Source organism: Sphingomonas sp., from assembly GCF_013816785.1.
In the GTDB taxonomy this organism is placed as follows: Bacteria; Pseudomonadota; Alphaproteobacteria; order Sphingomonadales; family Sphingomonadaceae; genus Sphingomicrobium.
In genome coordinates, this window is record NZ_JACDDV010000015.1 from 1 (window position 1) to 17,332 (window position 17,332).

The following is a 17,332-nucleotide window of genomic DNA, read 5'->3' on the forward strand; positions in this document are numbered from 1 at the left end:
TCACTCGACCTGGCGATGATGGCATCTGCATCATCCATGACCCGCTCGGCTCCCCGCTTGGAGACCGAGCGGCTCGTTCTTCGCGATTTCACCCGCGACGACCTCGACGCCCATGCGGCAACGCTAGGCGATATCGAGGTGATGCGTAACATCGGCGGCGAAGCCCTGACCCGCGAGGACGCGATGCGGCGCATCTTCATGGCCGTCGGCCAATGGCCGGTGCTCGGCTACGGCATGTGGGCGGTTGAACGGAAGAGCGATGAGCGGATGGTCGGCCATGTCGGTTTTTTCGACATGGCGCGCGACATTCAACCAAGCCTGACGGGCCTGCCGGAGATGGGATGGATCTTCGACACCTGCGTCCACGGACAGGGCATTGCGCGCGAGGCTTGCGACGCTGCTTTAACCTGGCTTGACAGAGTTGTCGGGCCGATCGAGGTCCCGGCGATCATCAGCCTCGGCAATGAGGCCTCGATGAAGCTGGCCGAACGTCTTGGCTTCGTCCGCGAACCGGACGGCATCTACAAGAATGAGCCGATCGCTATCTTCCGCCGGCCCGCAGGTGGTCGGTGAACGGCGGCGCTCAAGGTTGCCGCTCATTCACACCAGTTTTTGCTTTACGCGAAATGATTCAGTCTAAATAACGCCGGCCATGGCGGAGGGTTCGACCGTAGAGGAAAAAGAGCGCCAACGCATGGCGGCCGTGCGGCGCTACGATATTCTCGACAGCCCACCCGACGGCGTTTTCGATCGCATCACGGCGCTCGCCGCGCGACGGCTCGGCGTCCCCATTTCGATCATCAGCATCGTCGATGACGATCGCATCTGGTTTAAATCGCATCATGGCGTTCCGGTCGACCAGATCGGCCGCGAGCCCGGCCTGTGCGCGTCCGCCATTCTTTCCGACGACCCTCACATTCTCTCCGATGCCAGGCTCGATCCCCGCTCGCTTGCCAACCCGTTGGTCGCGGGCGATTTCGGCCTGCGCTTTTACGCCGGCGTGCCGCTGACCACCAGCGACGGCCATAATCTCGGCACGCTGTGTGTGATCGACAAGGAGGCTCGCGCCATCGATCAGGAGCAGATCGAGGATCTCAAGGACCTCGCGTCGGTAGTCATGGATCAGCTCGAACTGCGGCTGTCGGCGCGCCGCGCAGTATCGCGGGCTGAGTTAATGGCCAAGGAAATCGACCATCGGGTCATGAACAGCCTCCAGTTCGTATCGGGGCTGCTCACGATGCAGGCGCGGTCCGCTGACCAGGATAATGTTGCGGCCTCGCTGCATCTCGCCGCGAACCGAGTTGCCGCGATCGCGCAGGTTCACCGCCATTTCTACACCGAAGATACCGAGCGGACATCGTGCATCGAGTTTGTCCGTCGGCTGGTCACGGAACTGCAGACGGTCCTTGGGCGGATCATCACCGTGCAAGGCGACGAGGGCGATGTGCCGACAATCTGGATTCAGCCGATTGGCCTGATCGTCAACGAACTTGTCACCAACGCGGCCAAGCACGGCAAGGGGCAGATCGACCTGCAGTATGAAAAGGGGCCGGACGGGCATGCGCTGATCGTTTCGGACGAAGGGCGCGATCTGCCGGACGATTTCGATCCCGCCGCGGCCACCAAGAGCTTAGGCATGCGCGTCGTGACCTTGCTTGCCAAACAGCTCCGTGGCGAACTGACCGCCGGCCGGCGGCCGGACGGCGGTACTTGTTTCAAAGTGGCCTTTCCCGACCCGGAGGACCAGGCGGATTAGAAGGCGCTGATTCCGGTGATCGCGCGGCCGATGATCAGGGCGTGGACGTCGTGCGTGCCCTCGTAAGTGTTGACGGTTTCCAGATTGGCGGCGTGGCGCATGACCTGGAATTCGGCGCTGATACCGTTGCCGCCGTGCATGTCGCGCGCGGTGCGGGCGATGTCGAGCGCCTTCCCGACATTGTTTCGCTTAATCATGCTGATCGTCTCGGGGATTAGCTCGCCCGCGTCGAGGCGGCGGCCGACGCGCAATGCGGCCTGCAGGCCCAGCGTGATCTCCGTCGCCATATTGGCCAATTTGAGCTGAACTAGCTGGTTGGCCGCCAGCGGGCGGCCGAATTGCTTGCGATCGAGCGTATATTGGCGCGCGGCGTGATAGCAGGCCTCGGCGGCTCCCATGCTGCCCCAGCTGATGCCGTAGCGGGCGCGGTTCAAACAGCCGAATGGGCCTTTCAAGCCTTGGACATTAGGCAGCAACGCATCCTCACCCACCTCGACCTCGTCCATCACGATCTCGCCGGTGATTGAGGCGCGAAGCGACAGCTTCATGCCGATCTTGGGCGCGCTGAGGCCCTTCGTCCCTTTTTCAAGGACGAAGCCGCGGATCGCACCGCCATGTTCTTCCGATTTAGCCCACACGACGAACACATCGGCGATCGGCGAATTGGTGATCCACATCTTCGACCCGGATATGCGGTAGCCGCCGGCGGTCTTGGTCGCCTTCGTCCGCATCCCGCCAGGGTCGGAGCCGGCGTCGGGCTCGGTCAGGCCAAAGCAGCCGACCAGCTCGCCCGAGGCCAGGCCGGGAAGATATTTGCGGCGCTGGTCGTCCGAGCCATAGGCGTTGATTGGGTGCATCACGAGCGAGCTTTGCACCGACATTGCCGATCGATAGCCCGAGTCCACCCGTTCGACCGCCCGACCGATCAATCCGTAGCTGACGTACCCTAAACCGGCACCGCCAAATTCTTCCGGAATGGTCGCGCCGAGGAGGCCGAGCTGGCCCATCTCGCGCATGATCTCGCGGTCGAAATTCTCGTCGAGATAGGCCTCGGTGACCCGCGGCTGGAGCCTCTCCTGAGCGTACCCCTCGGCGGTATCGCGGACCAGCCGCTCCTCTTCCGTCAGCTGATGGTCGAGGTCGAACGGATCGGCCCAGTCGAACGGCAGGATGGTGGGTTCGCCCACGGCGTCGTGCTCCGCGATATCGGTTAAAAATCGTCTGCTCCTTAGCGCTAGGCCAGGAGTCGCGCCAGCCCGGTCAGTCGAACGCCTGCTTGACCGTCAGTCCGAAGCTCCGGTGGTTGTTGCGGTCCCGGAATTCGCGCGCGCCCGGCTGGTCGACCGACCGATTGGGAAAGAAGTAGATGCGCTCACGCTGGCCGTGGGTCGACAGAAGGTTGTGGACGTCGAAAGTGACCGTGGTCCTCGTCGACGGTCGATATTCGACGAAGGCCGTCGCGAATGGTCCGCCGTTAAAGATCGAATCGAGCTCGGCGATGCGGAAGAAAGTGATCTTCGAATTGTCACTGACCGTCAGCCCGTAGGCGAATTTGGCGAGGTCCTGACGATATTCCGCCTGCCATTGCCATTTGGGAAGAGAGTCGCTGAACATGCGCGAGCGGCCGCTGAGCGGATCTTTGACGCTGCGGTCGCGCACCGTGCCGGTCAGCTTGAGCCGCGCGCCCTTGAGCCCCAGGCGGGCCAGCGGCGCGTCGATCGTCGCTGCGGCGAATTTGGCGGTGCCGCTGCCAATGTTGCCGGGCGCGTCGAAGCCGTCTTCGGTCAGGATCCGGTCCTGCAGTAGGCTGACCTTGTCATAGCCCAGTTCGACCTTGGCGAGGCCGTCGCCGAGGATTGGATGCTCGATCGTCGCCCGCGCTTCCCACGCGCGCTGGGGCAGTAGCTCGGCATTGCCACCGTTGACCCGATCGTTGGCCAATTCGGCGACGCTGATGAAGTCGTAGAAATTAAGCTGCGCGACTGTCCGCTTGGCCGACAGTTGGATGTGCCAGCCGCCGCCCGGTTTCCAGTCGAGCGACAGGCTCGGCTTGAGGAAGGCGAGGGACCGTTTCGCCTCGGTGTCGCCGCTGACGGTCAGGCGCGACCGCTCATAGGTCAGGCGGGCGTCGGCGCGCAGCTTGGCAGACAGGTTCCGCCCGGCGTTGACATAGATTTCGCCGCGCTTCTCGCTGACGACAGCATTGTCGATCGGCAAGTCGATCCGGGTGCGCCCGCCGCCGTCCCCGATGACGAACAAGTCGACTTGGCTATCGAGCTTATTGAACGCGATCTCGCCACCGGTCTCGACACTGAAGCCGGCCAGGTTGGAGCGCGACCACACCAGCCGGCCGATGGTCTCGCCGTAACTCGACACGTCGCTTTGGGCGAAGCCGCCCAGGACGTCGTCGCCGATGATATTGAGCGCGCCGTCCTGGTTGTCGCGGTGGCGCCGGGTGGCGAGGCCGACCAGCTTGATCGCGCCGCCCGCGAGCGGCCGGGTGACGTCACCGCCGATTTCGAACGAACGGTTCTTGTAAAGCTGATCGAGCGTGTCGTCGCGTTCAGGACGGGCGACCGGCACGACATGATTGTCCTGGTGAAACTTCAAGCGGCCGGTCGAGTAGCGGACGTTTGCGCGGATCGCCCGGTCGGGTCCATTCTGCAATGCCCAGTTGGCCGAAGCGTAAGGAAAGAACTCCTCATAATCATTGGCCTTGCGCCGAAACTCGAAGGGCTCATGCGACGGCAGGAAAATCAGCGAGTCGGTGCCCTCATCGTTACGCCGAACGTGGTTGCTACCGGCCGACAGGTTTAAGGTCGACTTGCCGCGCTTGATGAAGGCCGAGGCGCTGACGTCGGGGTCGATGAGGCCAGTGAAGAGCCGCTTGGCGGACAAGGTAACGTTGCCGTCGATCCCCGTTTCGTCGGACAGGATCACGTTCAGCACCTGCGCCTTGCCCGAATAATCGGCTCCGTAGAGATCGCCTGGGCCGACCTCGACGCGGATCACACGCTTCGCCGGGATGCGGGCGAGAATCGTTTGGAGGGTGTCGGATTTGGATGACGGCCGCGATCCGCTAATCACGACATTACCCGCCGCCCCGGCGAATCCGCGCACATCGCCATTGCCGAGATCGAGCTGGAAGCCGGGAATGCGCTGGGCGATATCGAGCGCGCTGGTCGGAGCGTAGGTAGCGAAATAGGCCGCCGGATAGACGGTCGCGCGGCCCTGAACGATGGATGTCGGGGCAGAGGCCGGCTCGGCAAGCTGAGCAATCGCCGGAGACGCCGACAGGGCGAAGGTGCTGATGCACGCGGCAAATGAAATGATATGCATCGAAGCTCCTCTTTGTTTGGGGGCCGATGCAGGGCGCCGTGACGAATGGCGAGTGGCGTTCGACCAGCCGACGAACGGATCGACCCTGGGGCGGGATAAGAGAACGGTGGACCGATCGCGCGGGAGATAGATGTATGGGTGGCTTGCAGATTGTAGTTGACCGCCAGTTGCCGCACAGGGCCCCGATGCTTGGATTCTTTTTCGACAACGACGACACAGATTTTGTGTGCAAGATAGGCGAGGCGCCCTGAAGGTTCAGAGACTCCATTGCATATCTCGCCACCGGAGTTATCCCCGCAGAATGAGAAAGAATTTGTTTTACGGGAAACTAACTACAGCAACACGGATCAAGTGAGCACTTGGGGCGGTCCGTACTTGAACGTTCGCGTAAGGGGCCTCATCATTGAATCGGCCTGAGGCAGCCCACCCAAGGGTAAAGCGGGGAACATCAAAAGCCAGCCGGGCCTTTCTCGGGGTGGACGTGCTTCGCTTCTTGGCCGCGCTTTCGGTTGTCTTATTCCACCTTTCCTTCGCAAGCTGGATTGAGCCTACGGCCAATGTCTCGACTGAATTTTCCGAACAAATAGTAGCGATCGGCAGCCCATTTCGATGGGGCTGGACCGGGGTTCAGACTTTCTTCGTAATAAGTGGCTTCGTAATTGCCTTTTCTGCAAGCGGTCTCCGACCAGCCACATTTATTCGGAATCGGTTTCTCCGGCTCTATCCAGCCGTGTGGATCTGCGCAACGATTACACTGTTGGTTGCCGACTGGGCCGATAACAATCCTCTTGGCCCCTACTTTCGCTCACTTATCCTGTGGCCATTGCCGACTTGGATTAGCGGCGTTTACTGGACTCTGGCTGTTGAAATGGCATTCTATGCCGTTGTTGCTGCCGCGATTCACCTGAAGATCAGAATCGTAACCGTAGGCATTGCGCTGGGTTTGTGGAGTTCAATTTATTGGGCTTTCAGATGCCTAGACTATATTAGCGGCGGCCACCTTGAGGCTCTATTCGACTTGCCTCAGAGTCCGCTGGGCATGATTACGCTCCTCTCTTCAGGGTGCCACTTCGCACTGGGAGTTCTGATCTGTTCCTCACTGCAAGCGCCCCCTTCGCGCCGGATACGGGCCCTCATTTCGGCCATTGCCTTCACGGCTGCAATTGAGGTTGCGGCGACCGCTAAGCAATACATCGACGTACAGGGCGGCGATTATCGTGACATCTGGCAACCAATGGTGATCTGGGGCACCTCAATGGCTGCGTTCCTGTGTTCGGTAGTTTTCAACGGCAAAGTCTGGGGGGTGTTAGGAGGACGAGCCAAACTGATTAGAAACTTGGGACTAATCACATATCCTTTGTACCTTGTTCACCACGAACTCGGTGTTAGGGTCATGGAGATTTCGAGCGTTTTCGCACCCGCGCTATCCCTATTGTTCGGCGTGTTCGTTGTTATCGGGGTGGCTTGGATTGCGATGGTGGCGGAGGGCAATCTGCGGAGGTCATTGGACGCGTATCTGCCAGGGTCGATGCCGTCTAGGGATCAGGCCGTCACGAACCGTCGCGCGAAGCCGTGACAGCAAAATATTGTGAGAGTCTAGTAAGCCCACACCTAATCGAAATCATCGGGCCGCCTGAAGGACAGTTAGGTCGTTATATTCACGCCAATGTCACCATGGAATTCTTCCTAGCCGCTCGGATGGAAGAAGCCGAACTAGATGATTCCTGAAAAAGGCTATTCCTAGCGCGCGGCGATTCGAGGAGCCTTTGTGATAAAATTTCGTAGCAAATAGGAAAGTCGGTTAGTTCTAATGAACATGGCGGAGAGGGTGGGATTCGAACCCACGGTAGGCTTGCACCCACGGCGGTTTTCAAGACCGCTGCCTTAAACCACTCGGCCACCTCTCCTTCAGCTTCGCCGAATTATGCGACGACGATGGGCTGTGCAAGGCGCGGGATGAATGCGATGGGCGGGGCCCATCGGGACGGCTAGCGTCGTGGCATGTGAGTGGAGCGTAAGAATGAGGGCGAGGCGGATGATTGCGGTGTGGGCATTGGGTGCAAGCGCGGCCGCGTTCGCCCAGTCCGATCCACTGGCGCCGCTGTCCGATGTGCCGCGGCCGGCGACGATCTCGATCGTCCAAGCCACCCCCTATCGGCCGTCCCTTGCGCCGAGCACCAGCCTGACCGGGTTCGCCGCCTACAAACAAACGCTGATCGGCCGGGCGCGGTTGGCGGGGGTGCGTGACGCGACGATTCAGGCGGTAATTCCCTTCCTGTCCTTGAGCAGCCGCGTCATCACGCTCGACCGCGGCCAACCGGGCGGAGTTAACAACCCCAACAGCGTACCGCCGTTCGCGCCCTATCGCCGTGCGCATGTGACCAGCTCGCTGATTGGGCGCGGCCAGGCGCGCTATGCGGCCTACGCCGGGCAACTGGCGGCGATCGAGCGGCGTTTCGGGGTCGAGCCGCAGGTGCTGATTGCAATTTATGGCCATGAGACCAGCTACGGCACGGTCACCGGCTCGTTCGACCTGCTAACCGCGCTGGCGACGCTCGCTTATGAGGGCCGGCGGCGCGAGCTGTTCGAGAGTGAGTTCATCGCTGCGCTCAAGCTTCTCGACCGCGGCACGCCGCGCTATCGACTGAAGGGCAGCTGGGCGGGCGCAACCGGCTATCCGCAGTTCATGCCCTCGGCAGTGCTGCGACTGGCGACCGACGGCGATGGCGACGGCAGCGCCAATATCTGGGGCAACGAGGCCGACGGGCTGGCCTCGATCGCCGCCTATCTGCGCGATGCCGGGTGGAAACCCAACGTCCATTGGGGGATTCCGGTGCAGGTGCCGGCGACCCTCAATCGCACCGCAATCGTCAGCCGGCTGGTCGCGCCGCGCTGCGCCCCGGTCTACAAGCGGCACAGCCAGTGGAAGACGATGCGCGAATGGCGTGCGCTCGGGGTCCAGCCGCTTGGGCGCACCTTGGCTGAAAACGAGATGGCGACACTGATCGAGCCCGACGGTCCCTATGCCACCGCCTATCTGCTGACCATCAACTACCGGGCAATTCTCGACTATAATTGCTCGAACTTCTACGCGCTTTCGGTTGGCTTGCTGGCGGATGCGATAGCGCGACGTTGAAGCCCCTCGCGCTCTACCATCGCAACCGATAGACAGGCCACTGATTCACCCGATTGCCTGGAGCCCGCCTTTCCCATGATCCGCGCCACCCTGACCCTGACCGCCGCCTCGCTGCTCCTCGCCTCGGCCGCGCCCGCCAAGGCGCCGCCATTCGGTACGCCGGCGCCGATCGCTTATCTGATCGACCTGTCGTCGGGCGCCGTGTTGCTGACCAAGGACGCCGACAAACGAATGCCGCCGGCGTCGATGGCCAAGATGATGACCACCGAAGTCGCGTTCGAGCTGATCGACAAGGGCCAATTGCCGTTGAACAAAAGCTGCACGGTGCGGCCGGAGACGTGGCAGAAGTGGCATGGACCACAGGCAGGATCGACCATGTTTCTGTCGGTCAACGAGCAGGTCAGCGTCGAAAATTTGCTCCACGGCATCGTCACCTTGTCGGGCAACGACGCCTCGGTGGTGCTCGCCGAATGCATCGCCGGAACCGAGGAAGCGTTTGCGGCGCAGATGAACGAGCTCGCTAAAAAGCTCGGCCTCGCCAACAGCAATTTCGGCAATTCGAATGGCTGGCCTGATGAGGGGCGGACCTACGTCACCGCGCGTGACCTGGCGGCGCTGGCGCGGGCCTCGATCGAGCGCCATCCTAAGCTTTACAAGCAGTTCTACGGGCAGCCAAGCTTCACCTGGGGCAAGACGCTCGGCTCGGGCGCCGACATTACGCAAGCCAACCGCAACCCCATCCTCGGCAAGATCGCGGGGGCGGACGGGCTGAAGACTGGGCATACCGACGAAGCAGGCTATGGCTTCACCGGATCGGCCGAGCAAAACGGTCGGCGGCTGGTAATGGTCGTCGCCGGCCTGTCGAGCTTCAATCAGCGCATCGAGGAATCGGTGCGAATGATGAACTGGGGCTTCAATGCCTGGCAAGCCAAGCCATTGTTCAAGGCCGGCGCGCAGGTCGGGACGGCCAAGGTTCAGCTAGGAAGCGATTCCGAGGTCGCGTTGCTCGCGCCGCGCGATCTGGCGGTGACCATCCCGGCTGGCCTTGGCAGCAAGACTTCGATGAAGATTCGTTATTCGGGTCCGATCAAGGCGCCGTTCGCCAAGGGCGCGCATGTCGCCGACCTGATCGTCAATAGTCCCGACACCGGCGAGCAGGTGATGCCGCTGGTCGCCGCCGAGGAGGTGAGCGAAGCTGGGTTCTTCACCCGCGCCTGGCTCGGTTTTAAGCAACTCTTCGGCATGGCCTGACCGCATAGTGGGTCGCGGACGATTCATCAGCCTTGAAGGCGGGGAGGGGGTCGGCAAATCAACCCAGATCGCCGCCTTGGCCGAAGCGCTCGAGGGGCGCGGCGTAAGGGTCGTCATCACCCGTGAACCAGGCGGGAGCCCCGGCGCCGAAGCGGTTCGCCGGCTGCTACTCGAAGGCGAGGAAACGCGCTGGAATTCCCGCGCCGAAGCCCTGCTGTTCGCCGCCGCGCGCGCCGACCACATAGAGAAGACGATCCAACCGGCGATCGAACGCGGCGAATGGGTGTTGAGCGACCGATTCGTTGATTCAAGTCTCGCCTACCAAGGCGAAGCGGGCGGCCTTGGCATCGAAGCGGTGCGCGATCTGCACCGCTTCGGCAGCCTCGATTTTCTTCCCGACCGGACACTAGTGCTGACTCTCGACGAAGCCGAAGGAGCGGCGCGAGCTCGCGTCCGCGATGGCCATGGCGGCGACCGCATCGGCTCGCGCCCGCCATCTTATCATGCGGCGGTCGACGCGGGTTTCCGGACTGTGGCGGCGAGCGAGCCGGACCGGGTCAGGCTGGTCGACGCCAGCGGCCCCGCGGCGACGGTCACCGCGCGGCTGCTCTATGCGCTCGGCGACTTGTTGCCATGATCGAGGGACAGGAACGTGCGGTCGAGCGGTTCACCAGCGCGTGGGACTCCCGCCGGTTGCACCACGCCTGGCTGCTCGCCGGGCCGCGCGGGGTGGGCAAGGCAAGTGTCGCCCGGCTTGCGGCCATGCGCGTGCTGGCCGAAGCGGCGGGGCCGACGATCGAACTGCCTGGCCTTGAAACTCCCCCCGATCATCCAGTGGCGAAGCTGTTGGCCGCGGGCAGTCATCCCGACTTTCGCTGGCTCGAACGACTCGAGCGGCCGACCGGAGGGCTGGCGCGCAACATCAGCGTCGACCAGGTGCGTTCGCTCGGCGACTTGTTCTCGGTCACACCGTCGCTCAGCCCGTGGAGGGTGGTGGTGATCGACGCTGCCGACGATCTCGAAGCTTCGGCGGCCAATGCACTGCTTAAAATGCTCGAAGAACCGCCTGCCAATTCACTGTTCTTCCTTGTCAGCCATGCGCCGGGGCGGCTGTTGCCGACAATCCGCTCACGCTGCCGCCGGCTGGACTTCGCGCGGATCGGCGATGACGCCATGACGTCATTGCTGAGCCGTTCGCTAGCCAGGGAAAATTCGAGCGAAATCGAGAAAGTGGTGACCGCTGCCAACGGCTCAATTGGCCGCGCGCTGGCGATCGCCGAGCTCGACCTGGCACCGCTCGAAGCCGAAGCACGGGCAATTTTGCGCGAGGGCGACGCCGACAACGGCCGACGATCGAAGCTGGCCAGCGCGCTGGCCCCCAAGGGAGCGGCGGAACGCTATGCGGCTTTTCTTCAGCTGGTCCCCGGCCTCGTCGCGCGCGAAGCGATCGCGATGAGCGGGGAGGCGAGGGGGCGCGCTATCGACGCCTATGTTCAGGTACGGGAGACCGTCGCGCTAGCGCCTCGGCTCTCGCTCGATCCCGCGGCGACGGTGTTCCAACTGGGAACGATCCTCGCCTCGGTCGCCTTGAAGCGCTAGGGCGCTGCCGCTAGGGGCTGAGCCATGGCCGAGCCCTATTATATCACCACCGCGATCAGCTATCCGAACGGCAAGCCGCATATCGGCCATGCCTATGAAGCGATCGCCGCGGACGCCATGGCGCGTTTTCGTCGCGCGCAAGGTCGCAACGTGCGCTTCACCACCGGGACCGACGAGCATGGCCTGAAAATGATTCAGACGGCACGGGGGGAGGGTCGCGATACGCTCGACTTCGCAACAGAAATGTCGTCTTATTTCAAAAATATGTGCGCGATCTTGAATATATCATATGATTGTTTCATGCGCACGAGTGATGCTGCCCATCATGAATCTAGCATCGCGCTGTGGAAGGCGATGGAGGCGTCGGACGATCTGTATCTCGATCGCTACGAAGGCTGGTATTCGGTCCGCGATGAAGCCTTTTACGAGGAAAGCGAGCTAGTCGGCGGGAAGGGGGGCGAGAAGCTCTCTCCGCAGGGCACCCCGGTCGAATGGACGGCTGAGGAAACCTGGTTCTTCCGCCTGTCGAAATATCAGGACGCCTTGCTCGCCCTCTACCGTGACCAGCCTAACTTCATTCGCCCCGAAAGCCGCCGCAACGAGGTGACCCGCTTCGTCGAGGGCGGACTAAAGGACCTCAGCGTCTCACGCACCAGCTTCGATTGGGGCGTGCCGGTGCCCGGATCGCCAGGGCATGTCATGTATGTCTGGGTCGATGCGCTCAACGCTTACATGACTGCGGTCGGATATCCCGACACCAGCGGCGACTATGCGCGATATTGGCCGGCCGACGTTCACCTGATCGGCAAGGATATCGTGCGGTTTCACGCGGTATATTGGCCGGCTTTCCTGATGTCGGCCGGGTTACCATTGCCAAAGCAAGTGTTCGGCCATGGCTTCATCCTCGCCAAGGGTGGCGAGAAAATGTCGAAATCCCTCGGCAATGCCGTCGACCCGATGGACATGGCCGACCGCTACGGGGTCGACGCGCTGCGCTATTTCCTGCTGCGCGAAGTGAGCTTCGGCCAGGACGGCAGCTACAGCCACGAAGCGATCGTCAACCGCGTCAACAGCGAGCTAGCCAACAGCTTCGGCAACCTCGTCCAGCGCAGCCTGTCGATGATTTTCAAGAATTTGGACGGCATTCTTCCTGCGGCCGGTGACGCTCAAGACGACCAAGACTTGCTCGCCGCGGTTAAGAAAGGCTGCGAAGATCTGGCGACAGAGTTCGATCGCTTCGCCTTTTCCCAAGGGCTTGAGGCGTGGATGGGCGCGGTGTTCGCCTGCAACGCCTATGTCGACGCCCAGGCGCCATGGACCCTCAAGAAAAGCGACCCCCAGCGGATGGCGGCGGTGCTCGGTACGCTGGTTGCTGCGGTGCGCGCGCTGGCCAAGGCAGTGGAGCCGGTCATTCCCAAATCGGCCGAAGCGCTGATCGCTTTGATCGACGCCGCCAAGGACGGATCACCAATCGCACAGCCCATACCCATCTTCCCGCGGCTTGAGGTGGGTGAGGAGGAGGCCGCGTGACCCTGATCGACAGCCACTGCCACCTCAATTACGCCGGCCTCGCCGAGCGGCAGGAGGAAGTGCTGGCGACCGCCCGGGGGCGCGGAGTGCGTGGCTTTCTCAACATATCGACCCGGCAAAGCGAGTGGGACGAGGTGGTCGGCGCGGCCGAGCGTCACGCCGACGTCTGGGCGAGCATCGGCGTTCACCCGCACGAGGCCGACGCCCATCCTGATCTTGGCGCGGCAGCGCTAGTCCAGGCGGCGCAGCACCCGAGGGTGATTGCGATCGGCGAGTGCGGGCTCGATTATTATTACGACAAGTCCGACCGCGCCGCACAGCGCGAGCGGTTCGCCGCGCATATCGAGGCGGCGCGCGAGACGGGCCTGCCGCTGGTCGTCCACACCCGGGTCGCCGAAGAGGACACTGCCGAAATTCTGATGCGAGAAACGGGCATGGGCAGCGTCACCGGCGTTTTGCACTGTTTCACCGGCAGCGCCGAGCTGGCCCGCACGGCGCTCGATCTCGGTTTCTACATTTCTCTGTCGGGCATCGTGACCTTTAAGAACGCCAAGGACTTGCAGGAGGTGGCTAAGACCATCCCATACGACCGGCTGCTGGTCGAGACCGACTCGCCCTTCCTCGCGCCCGTGCCGCATCGCGGCAAGCCGTGCGAGCCGGCTTTCGTCGCCGACACCGCCGCTTTCCTCGCCGATTTGCGCGGCGAGCCGCTCGACGAGCTTGCCGCGGCAACCACCGACAACTTCTTCAAACTGTTCGGAAAAGCGGCGGCGTGAGGCTGCGGATTCTCGGTTGCGGGACATCGTCCGGGGTGCCTCGGATCGGCAATGACTGGGGCGATTGCGACCCTGAGGAGCCGAGCAACCGGCGTACACGCTCCTCGATTTTGATCGAGAGCGATAACCAGCGGCTGCTGGTCGACTGCGGCCCCGACTTGCGCGAGCAACTCCTCGCTGCTGGCACGGCTGACCTTGATGGCGTGATCGTCACGCATGACCATGCCGACCGTTGCCATGGCATCGACGATTTGCGGCAGGTCGCGCACCATAACAGCCGGCCGGTGCGGCTGCTGGCGCGCGCGGACACGCTCGATCGCCTTCGCAGGCGCTTCGACTATGCCTTTGCGGGGACGCCGCTTTATCCAGCGGTGCTTGATCCGGTGGCGATCGAAGGCGAATTGCCCCTGGGTGCGGCACGGCTGAGCTTCGTCGATCAGCCGCATGGCGGGATTACCTCGCTCGGCATTCGCGTCGACGAGGGCGACCGCTCGGCGGGTTATGCCATCGATTTCCACGAGCTGACGCCCGACATGGCAAGCTTGTACGAAGGCGTCGGGCTGTGGATTTGCGACTGCCTGCGCCGCAAGCCACACCCGACCCATGCGCATCTCGATTCCGTGCTCGGTTGGGCGCGCGACTTGAACGTCGGGCAATTGCTGTTGACCCATCTCGACAAGAGCATGGATTATGCCACGTTGGCGGCCGAGCTTCCCGACTGGGCCGCGCCGGCTTACGATGGGCAGGAGATCGACCTGTGAGCAACGACGTGATGCTCGGCAGCCTCTACATATTGATGGCTCTGATGTTGGTTGTCGGCTCGCTCATCGTTCGCCGCGAACCGTTCGCTAAAATGGCGACGATGGCGCTCGCCTGGATTGCGATCTTCGGTGCCGGCTTCGTGCTGTTCACCTTCCGCGACGATTTGGGCTACGTCGCCAAGCGGTTGAAGGCCGAAGCGACCGGGGTGCCGGTCGTCGAGGGACGCGAGCTGCGCATCCCGATGGCCATCGACGGCCATTTCTGGGTCGAGGGACGACTCAACGGGGTTGGGGTCAAGTTCCTAGTCGACAGCGGCGCTACCATGACCACCATTAGCCGTCCGGCCGCCGAAGCCGCCAGGGTCGCGATTGGCGCCAACCGCGACCAGGTCGTGCAAACCGGCAATGGACTGGTCCGCGTCGCCAGCGGCCGCGCATCAAGCCTCGTCATCGGATCGATCGAACGGCGCGATCTCGGACTGCACATTGCCGACGACGAGGATTTTAACGTGCTTGGGATGAACTACTTATCGTCCCTGGACCGATGGAGCGTCGAGGGGCGCTGGCTGATCCTGAAAGGATGAAAAACGGTCCGCATTGCCTTTCATTTTACATAATACTTATTATCATACTTATTGAACTGAGGCCCCCGGCCATGAAATCCGCCATTTTTAGCACTCAGGACTATCCATGAGCCTCGACCGCCTCGTCGCCATCATGAAACGGCTCCGCGACCCGATTGACGGGTGCGAATGGGATAGCGTGCAGATTTTCGCGACGATCGCGCCCTACACGATCGAGGAAGCCTATGAGGTCGCTGATGCGATCGAGCGTGACGACATGGAAGCGCTCGCCGACGAGCTCGGCGATTTACAACTCCAGGTCGTGTTTCATACGTGCATGGCCGAGGAAGCAGGCCATTTCACCCTGGCCGATGTGCTGCAGAGGATTTCTGACAAGCTTGAGCGCCGCCATCCGCACATTTTCGGCGATGCCGCCGAAGGCGGCCATCATTTGTGGGAGCAGATCAAAGCCGAGGAACGCGCCGCCTGCCCCGACAAAAGCGCGCTCGCCGGCGTCGCCATGGCGCTCCCTGCCCTCGAACGCGCCGCCAAGTTACAGAAACGCGCTGCGCGGACCGGATTCGACTGGCCCGATATCGATGGCCCCAAGGCCAAGATACTCGAGGAACTCGAGGAGATCTCCGAAGCGTCGCCCGAGGAGTTGGAGGACGAGGTCGGTGACCTGCTGTTCGCTGCGGTCAACTTCGCACGACATCTCAAGATCGATCCCGAAGAGGCACTGCGTAAGGCCAATCGCAAGTTCGAGCGGCGCTTCCGGGTGATCGAATCGGCACCCGGCTTCGAGACCATGAACCTAGATGAAAAAGAAGCGCTATGGGCTGCCGCTAAAGCCGCTGGTAGCGCGCCCAATTCTCCGGGCTGAGCTTGACCGCGAGGTGTAACTGTTCGCCCTCTGAACGCTGGTCGAGCACATTGCCGCGCGCATGAAGCCATGCCAACCGCAACCCGTCACCGGCATCGAGCCGTAGGTGATGCGCAACACCGCCCGAGTGTAGAAAGAGGCTTACCGCCTCGCGCAGCGTGTCGACCCCCTCCCCGGTCAATGCTGAGACCGCGACCACCTCGTTGCGCCGTCCCGCTTCACCGACCAGCTCGGCGCGCTCGTCACCGCCCAGCAGGTCGAGCTTGTTCCACACCTCCATCCGCGGCGGCGAGCCGTCTTCGTCGAGTCCGAGCGAGGCGAGCACCGTCTCGACATCGGCAGCCTGCGCCGCGCTGTCGGGATGGGCGATGTCGCGGACGTGAAGGATGAGGTCGGCCGACGACACTTCCTCCAAGGTAGCGCGGAAGGCGGCAACCAGTTCGGTTGGCAGGTCGGACACGAAGCCGACCGTGTCGGACAGGATCGCTTTGTCGAAGCCGGGGATTTTGACCTGTCGCATGGTTGGGTCGAGCGTCGCGAACAGCAAGTCCTGAGCGATCACCGATGCTTGGGTCATGCGATTGAAAAGCGTCGATTTTCCGGCGTTGGTGTATCCGACGAGGGCGATTACGGGCCACGGCGCCTTCTGCCGGCGGTCGCGGTGGAGGCCGCGGGTGCGCTTGACCTGCTCGAGCTCCTTGCGGATGCGCGCCATGCGGTCGCGGATCAGCCGCCGATCCGCCTCGATCTGGGTTTCGCCTGGACCGCCCAGAAAGCCAAAGCCGCCGCGTTGCCGCTCAAGGTGCGTCCAGCTGCGTACCAGCCGCCCAGCCTGATAATCGAGGTGAGCCAACTCGACCTGTAGCCGTCCCTCGGCGGTGGCGGCGCGCTCGCCGAAAATCTCGAGGATAAGGCCGGTGCGGTCGATGACCTTGCATTTGGTCATCTCCTCGAGGTTTTTTTGCTGCACCGGGCTCAACGCGGCATCAACGATCAGCAGGCTCGCCTTTTCCTCCTCGGCCAGCGCGGCAATCTCGTCGATCTGCCCCTTGCCAAGCAAGCTGGCAGGCCGGGCCTGACGCAGCCGGTAGCTGTGCCGCGCGACCACGTCGATGCCGATCGCCATGGCGAGGCCGGCAGCCTCCTCGATGCGCGCGTCGAGCGAACGCAGGTTGCCTAGTCCCGCGCGATCCGGAACGACCAGCAGCGCCCGCTCGCCTCGCGAGACGCCGCCGTCCTCACTGCGGTTGAAGACGCTCAGTCGCCGTCTCCCGCCGGCTCGCTAAGGTCAAGCGGGTGGCCCGGTTGCAGCGTCGAAATGGCATGCTTGTAGACCAGCTGGACCTGTCCGCCGCGCTCCAGCAGCAACGAGAATTGGTCATGCCCCGCGACCGCGCCCTGCAACATAACACCGTTGACCAAGAAGATGGTCATCGCCTCCCGTTCGCGCGCCGCTGCCTGGAGGAACAGATCTTGAAGCGGCGGTCGCTTGCCATTGCCTCCCTCCGGCAGGGCAAGGTCGCTCGGCGCAATGGCTGGCATGACGGTCGAGATCGCGTGTTTGTAGACGAGCAGTGAATTGCCGTCGCGACGCAACAGGAGCGAAAAAGGGTCAAACCAGGTAATGATTCCCTGCAGCTTGACGCCTTTCATCAGGAACACCGTGGTCGGGGACTTCGTGCGCCGAATATTGTTGAGGAATTGATCCTGTAGACTCAAGCCTTTGTCGGGCATTATT

General features: G+C 62.6%; 16 protein-coding genes and 1 tRNA gene. 12 read left to right on the forward strand and 5 right to left on the reverse strand.

What is annotated here, in order from left to right; genetic code table 11:
- On the forward strand, positions 1-573 hold a 573-nt coding region (locus tag H0W65_RS04890; protein ID WP_294004620.1), incomplete at its 5' end, for a GNAT family N-acetyltransferase.
- Between the two features lie 79 nt (positions 574-652).
- Positions 653-1,756: a histidine kinase dimerization/phosphoacceptor domain -containing protein gene (locus H0W65_RS04895; protein WP_294004623.1), complete on the forward strand. Its 1,104-nt coding sequence runs from the start codon at positions 653-655 to the stop codon at positions 1,754-1,756.
- Here the strand turns inward: H0W65_RS04895 and H0W65_RS04900 are convergent.
- Both H0W65_RS04900 and H0W65_RS04905 read right to left on the reverse strand, forming a co-directional pair.
- A complete protein-coding gene (locus H0W65_RS04900) occupies positions 1,753-2,943 on the reverse strand; it encodes an acyl-CoA dehydrogenase (RefSeq protein ID WP_294004626.1) in 1,191 nt (396 codons plus the stop codon). The genes H0W65_RS04895 and H0W65_RS04900 overlap by 4 nt on opposite strands.
- Positions 2,944-3,016: 73 nt before the next feature.
- Entirely contained in the window at positions 3,017-5,095 is a 2,079-nt protein-coding gene (locus H0W65_RS04905) for a TonB-dependent receptor (protein WP_294004629.1), read from the reverse strand.
- Between the two features lie 481 nt (positions 5,096-5,576).
- On the opposite strand from H0W65_RS04905, the gene H0W65_RS04910 reads away from it, so the two are divergent.
- On the forward strand, positions 5,577-6,671 hold the full coding sequence (locus tag H0W65_RS04910; RefSeq protein WP_294004713.1) for an acyltransferase: 1,095 nt from the start codon (positions 5,577-5,579) through the stop codon (positions 6,669-6,671).
- Positions 6,672-6,912: 241 nt separating this feature from the next.
- Here the strand turns inward: H0W65_RS04910 and H0W65_RS04915 are convergent.
- Positions 6,913-7,002: transfer RNA gene (locus H0W65_RS04915), tRNA-Ser, on the reverse strand.
- Positions 7,003-7,115: 113 nt separating this feature from the next.
- Between H0W65_RS04915 and H0W65_RS04920 the strand changes: the two genes are divergently transcribed.
- The 9 genes from H0W65_RS04920 (at position 7,116) to mazG (ending at position 15,594) form a co-directional block, all read left to right on the forward strand.
- Positions 7,116-8,231: a lytic transglycosylase domain-containing protein gene (locus H0W65_RS04920; protein ID WP_294004632.1), complete on the forward strand. Its 1,116-nt coding sequence runs from the start codon at positions 7,116-7,118 to the stop codon at positions 8,229-8,231.
- A gap of 75 nt (positions 8,232-8,306) precedes the next feature.
- The gene (locus H0W65_RS04925) at positions 8,307-9,482 is read left to right on the forward strand and encodes a D-alanyl-D-alanine carboxypeptidase family protein (RefSeq protein WP_294004635.1); all 1,176 of its coding nucleotides are present in this window, start codon (positions 8,307-8,309) and stop codon (positions 9,480-9,482) included.
- Between the two features lie 7 nt (positions 9,483-9,489).
- Positions 9,490-10,119, forward strand: a complete 630-nt coding sequence (tmk, locus tag H0W65_RS04930) for a dTMP kinase (RefSeq protein ID WP_294004637.1) — start codon at positions 9,490-9,492, stop codon at positions 10,117-10,119.
- The gene (locus H0W65_RS04935) at positions 10,116-11,081 is read left to right on the forward strand and encodes a DNA polymerase III subunit delta' (protein ID WP_294004640.1); all 966 of its coding nucleotides are present in this window, start codon (positions 10,116-10,118) and stop codon (positions 11,079-11,081) included. The genes tmk and H0W65_RS04935 overlap by 4 nt, the downstream gene beginning before the upstream one ends.
- A 24-nt stretch (positions 11,082-11,105) precedes the next feature.
- Positions 11,106-12,611 carry a methionine--tRNA ligase gene (gene metG, locus H0W65_RS04940; RefSeq protein ID WP_294004643.1) on the forward strand — a complete coding sequence of 502 codons (1,506 nt, stop codon included), beginning with the start codon at positions 11,106-11,108 and terminating at the stop codon, positions 12,609-12,611.
- Positions 12,608-13,387, forward strand: a complete 780-nt coding sequence (locus H0W65_RS04945; protein ID WP_294004645.1) for a TatD family hydrolase — start codon at positions 12,608-12,610, stop codon at positions 13,385-13,387. The genes metG and H0W65_RS04945 overlap by 4 nt, the downstream gene beginning before the upstream one ends.
- Positions 13,384-14,148 (forward strand): MBL fold metallo-hydrolase, encoded by a 765-nt coding sequence (locus H0W65_RS04950; protein WP_294004648.1) that lies wholly within the window; start codon positions 13,384-13,386, stop codon positions 14,146-14,148. Before H0W65_RS04945 ends, H0W65_RS04950 begins: the two co-directional genes overlap by 4 nt.
- A complete protein-coding gene (locus H0W65_RS04955) occupies positions 14,145-14,732 on the forward strand; it encodes a TIGR02281 family clan AA aspartic protease (protein ID WP_294004650.1) in 588 nt (195 codons plus the stop codon). The genes H0W65_RS04950 and H0W65_RS04955 overlap by 4 nt, the downstream gene beginning before the upstream one ends.
- 106 nt (positions 14,733-14,838) lie before the next feature.
- A complete protein-coding gene (gene mazG / locus H0W65_RS04960; RefSeq protein ID WP_294004652.1) occupies positions 14,839-15,594 on the forward strand; it encodes a nucleoside triphosphate pyrophosphohydrolase in 756 nt (251 codons plus the stop codon).
- Here mazG and hflX read toward each other — a convergent pair.
- A complete protein-coding gene (hflX, locus tag H0W65_RS04965; protein WP_294004716.1) occupies positions 15,557-16,855 on the reverse strand; it encodes a GTPase HflX in 1,299 nt (432 codons plus the stop codon). The two genes, mazG and hflX, sit on opposite strands and share 38 nt — an antisense overlap.
- Positions 16,852-17,328, reverse strand: a complete 477-nt coding sequence (gene hfq, locus H0W65_RS04970) for an RNA chaperone Hfq (protein WP_294004654.1) — start codon at positions 17,326-17,328, stop codon at positions 16,852-16,854. Before hfq ends, hflX begins: the two co-directional genes overlap by 4 nt.
- Positions 17,329-17,332: the final 4 nt, after the last annotated feature.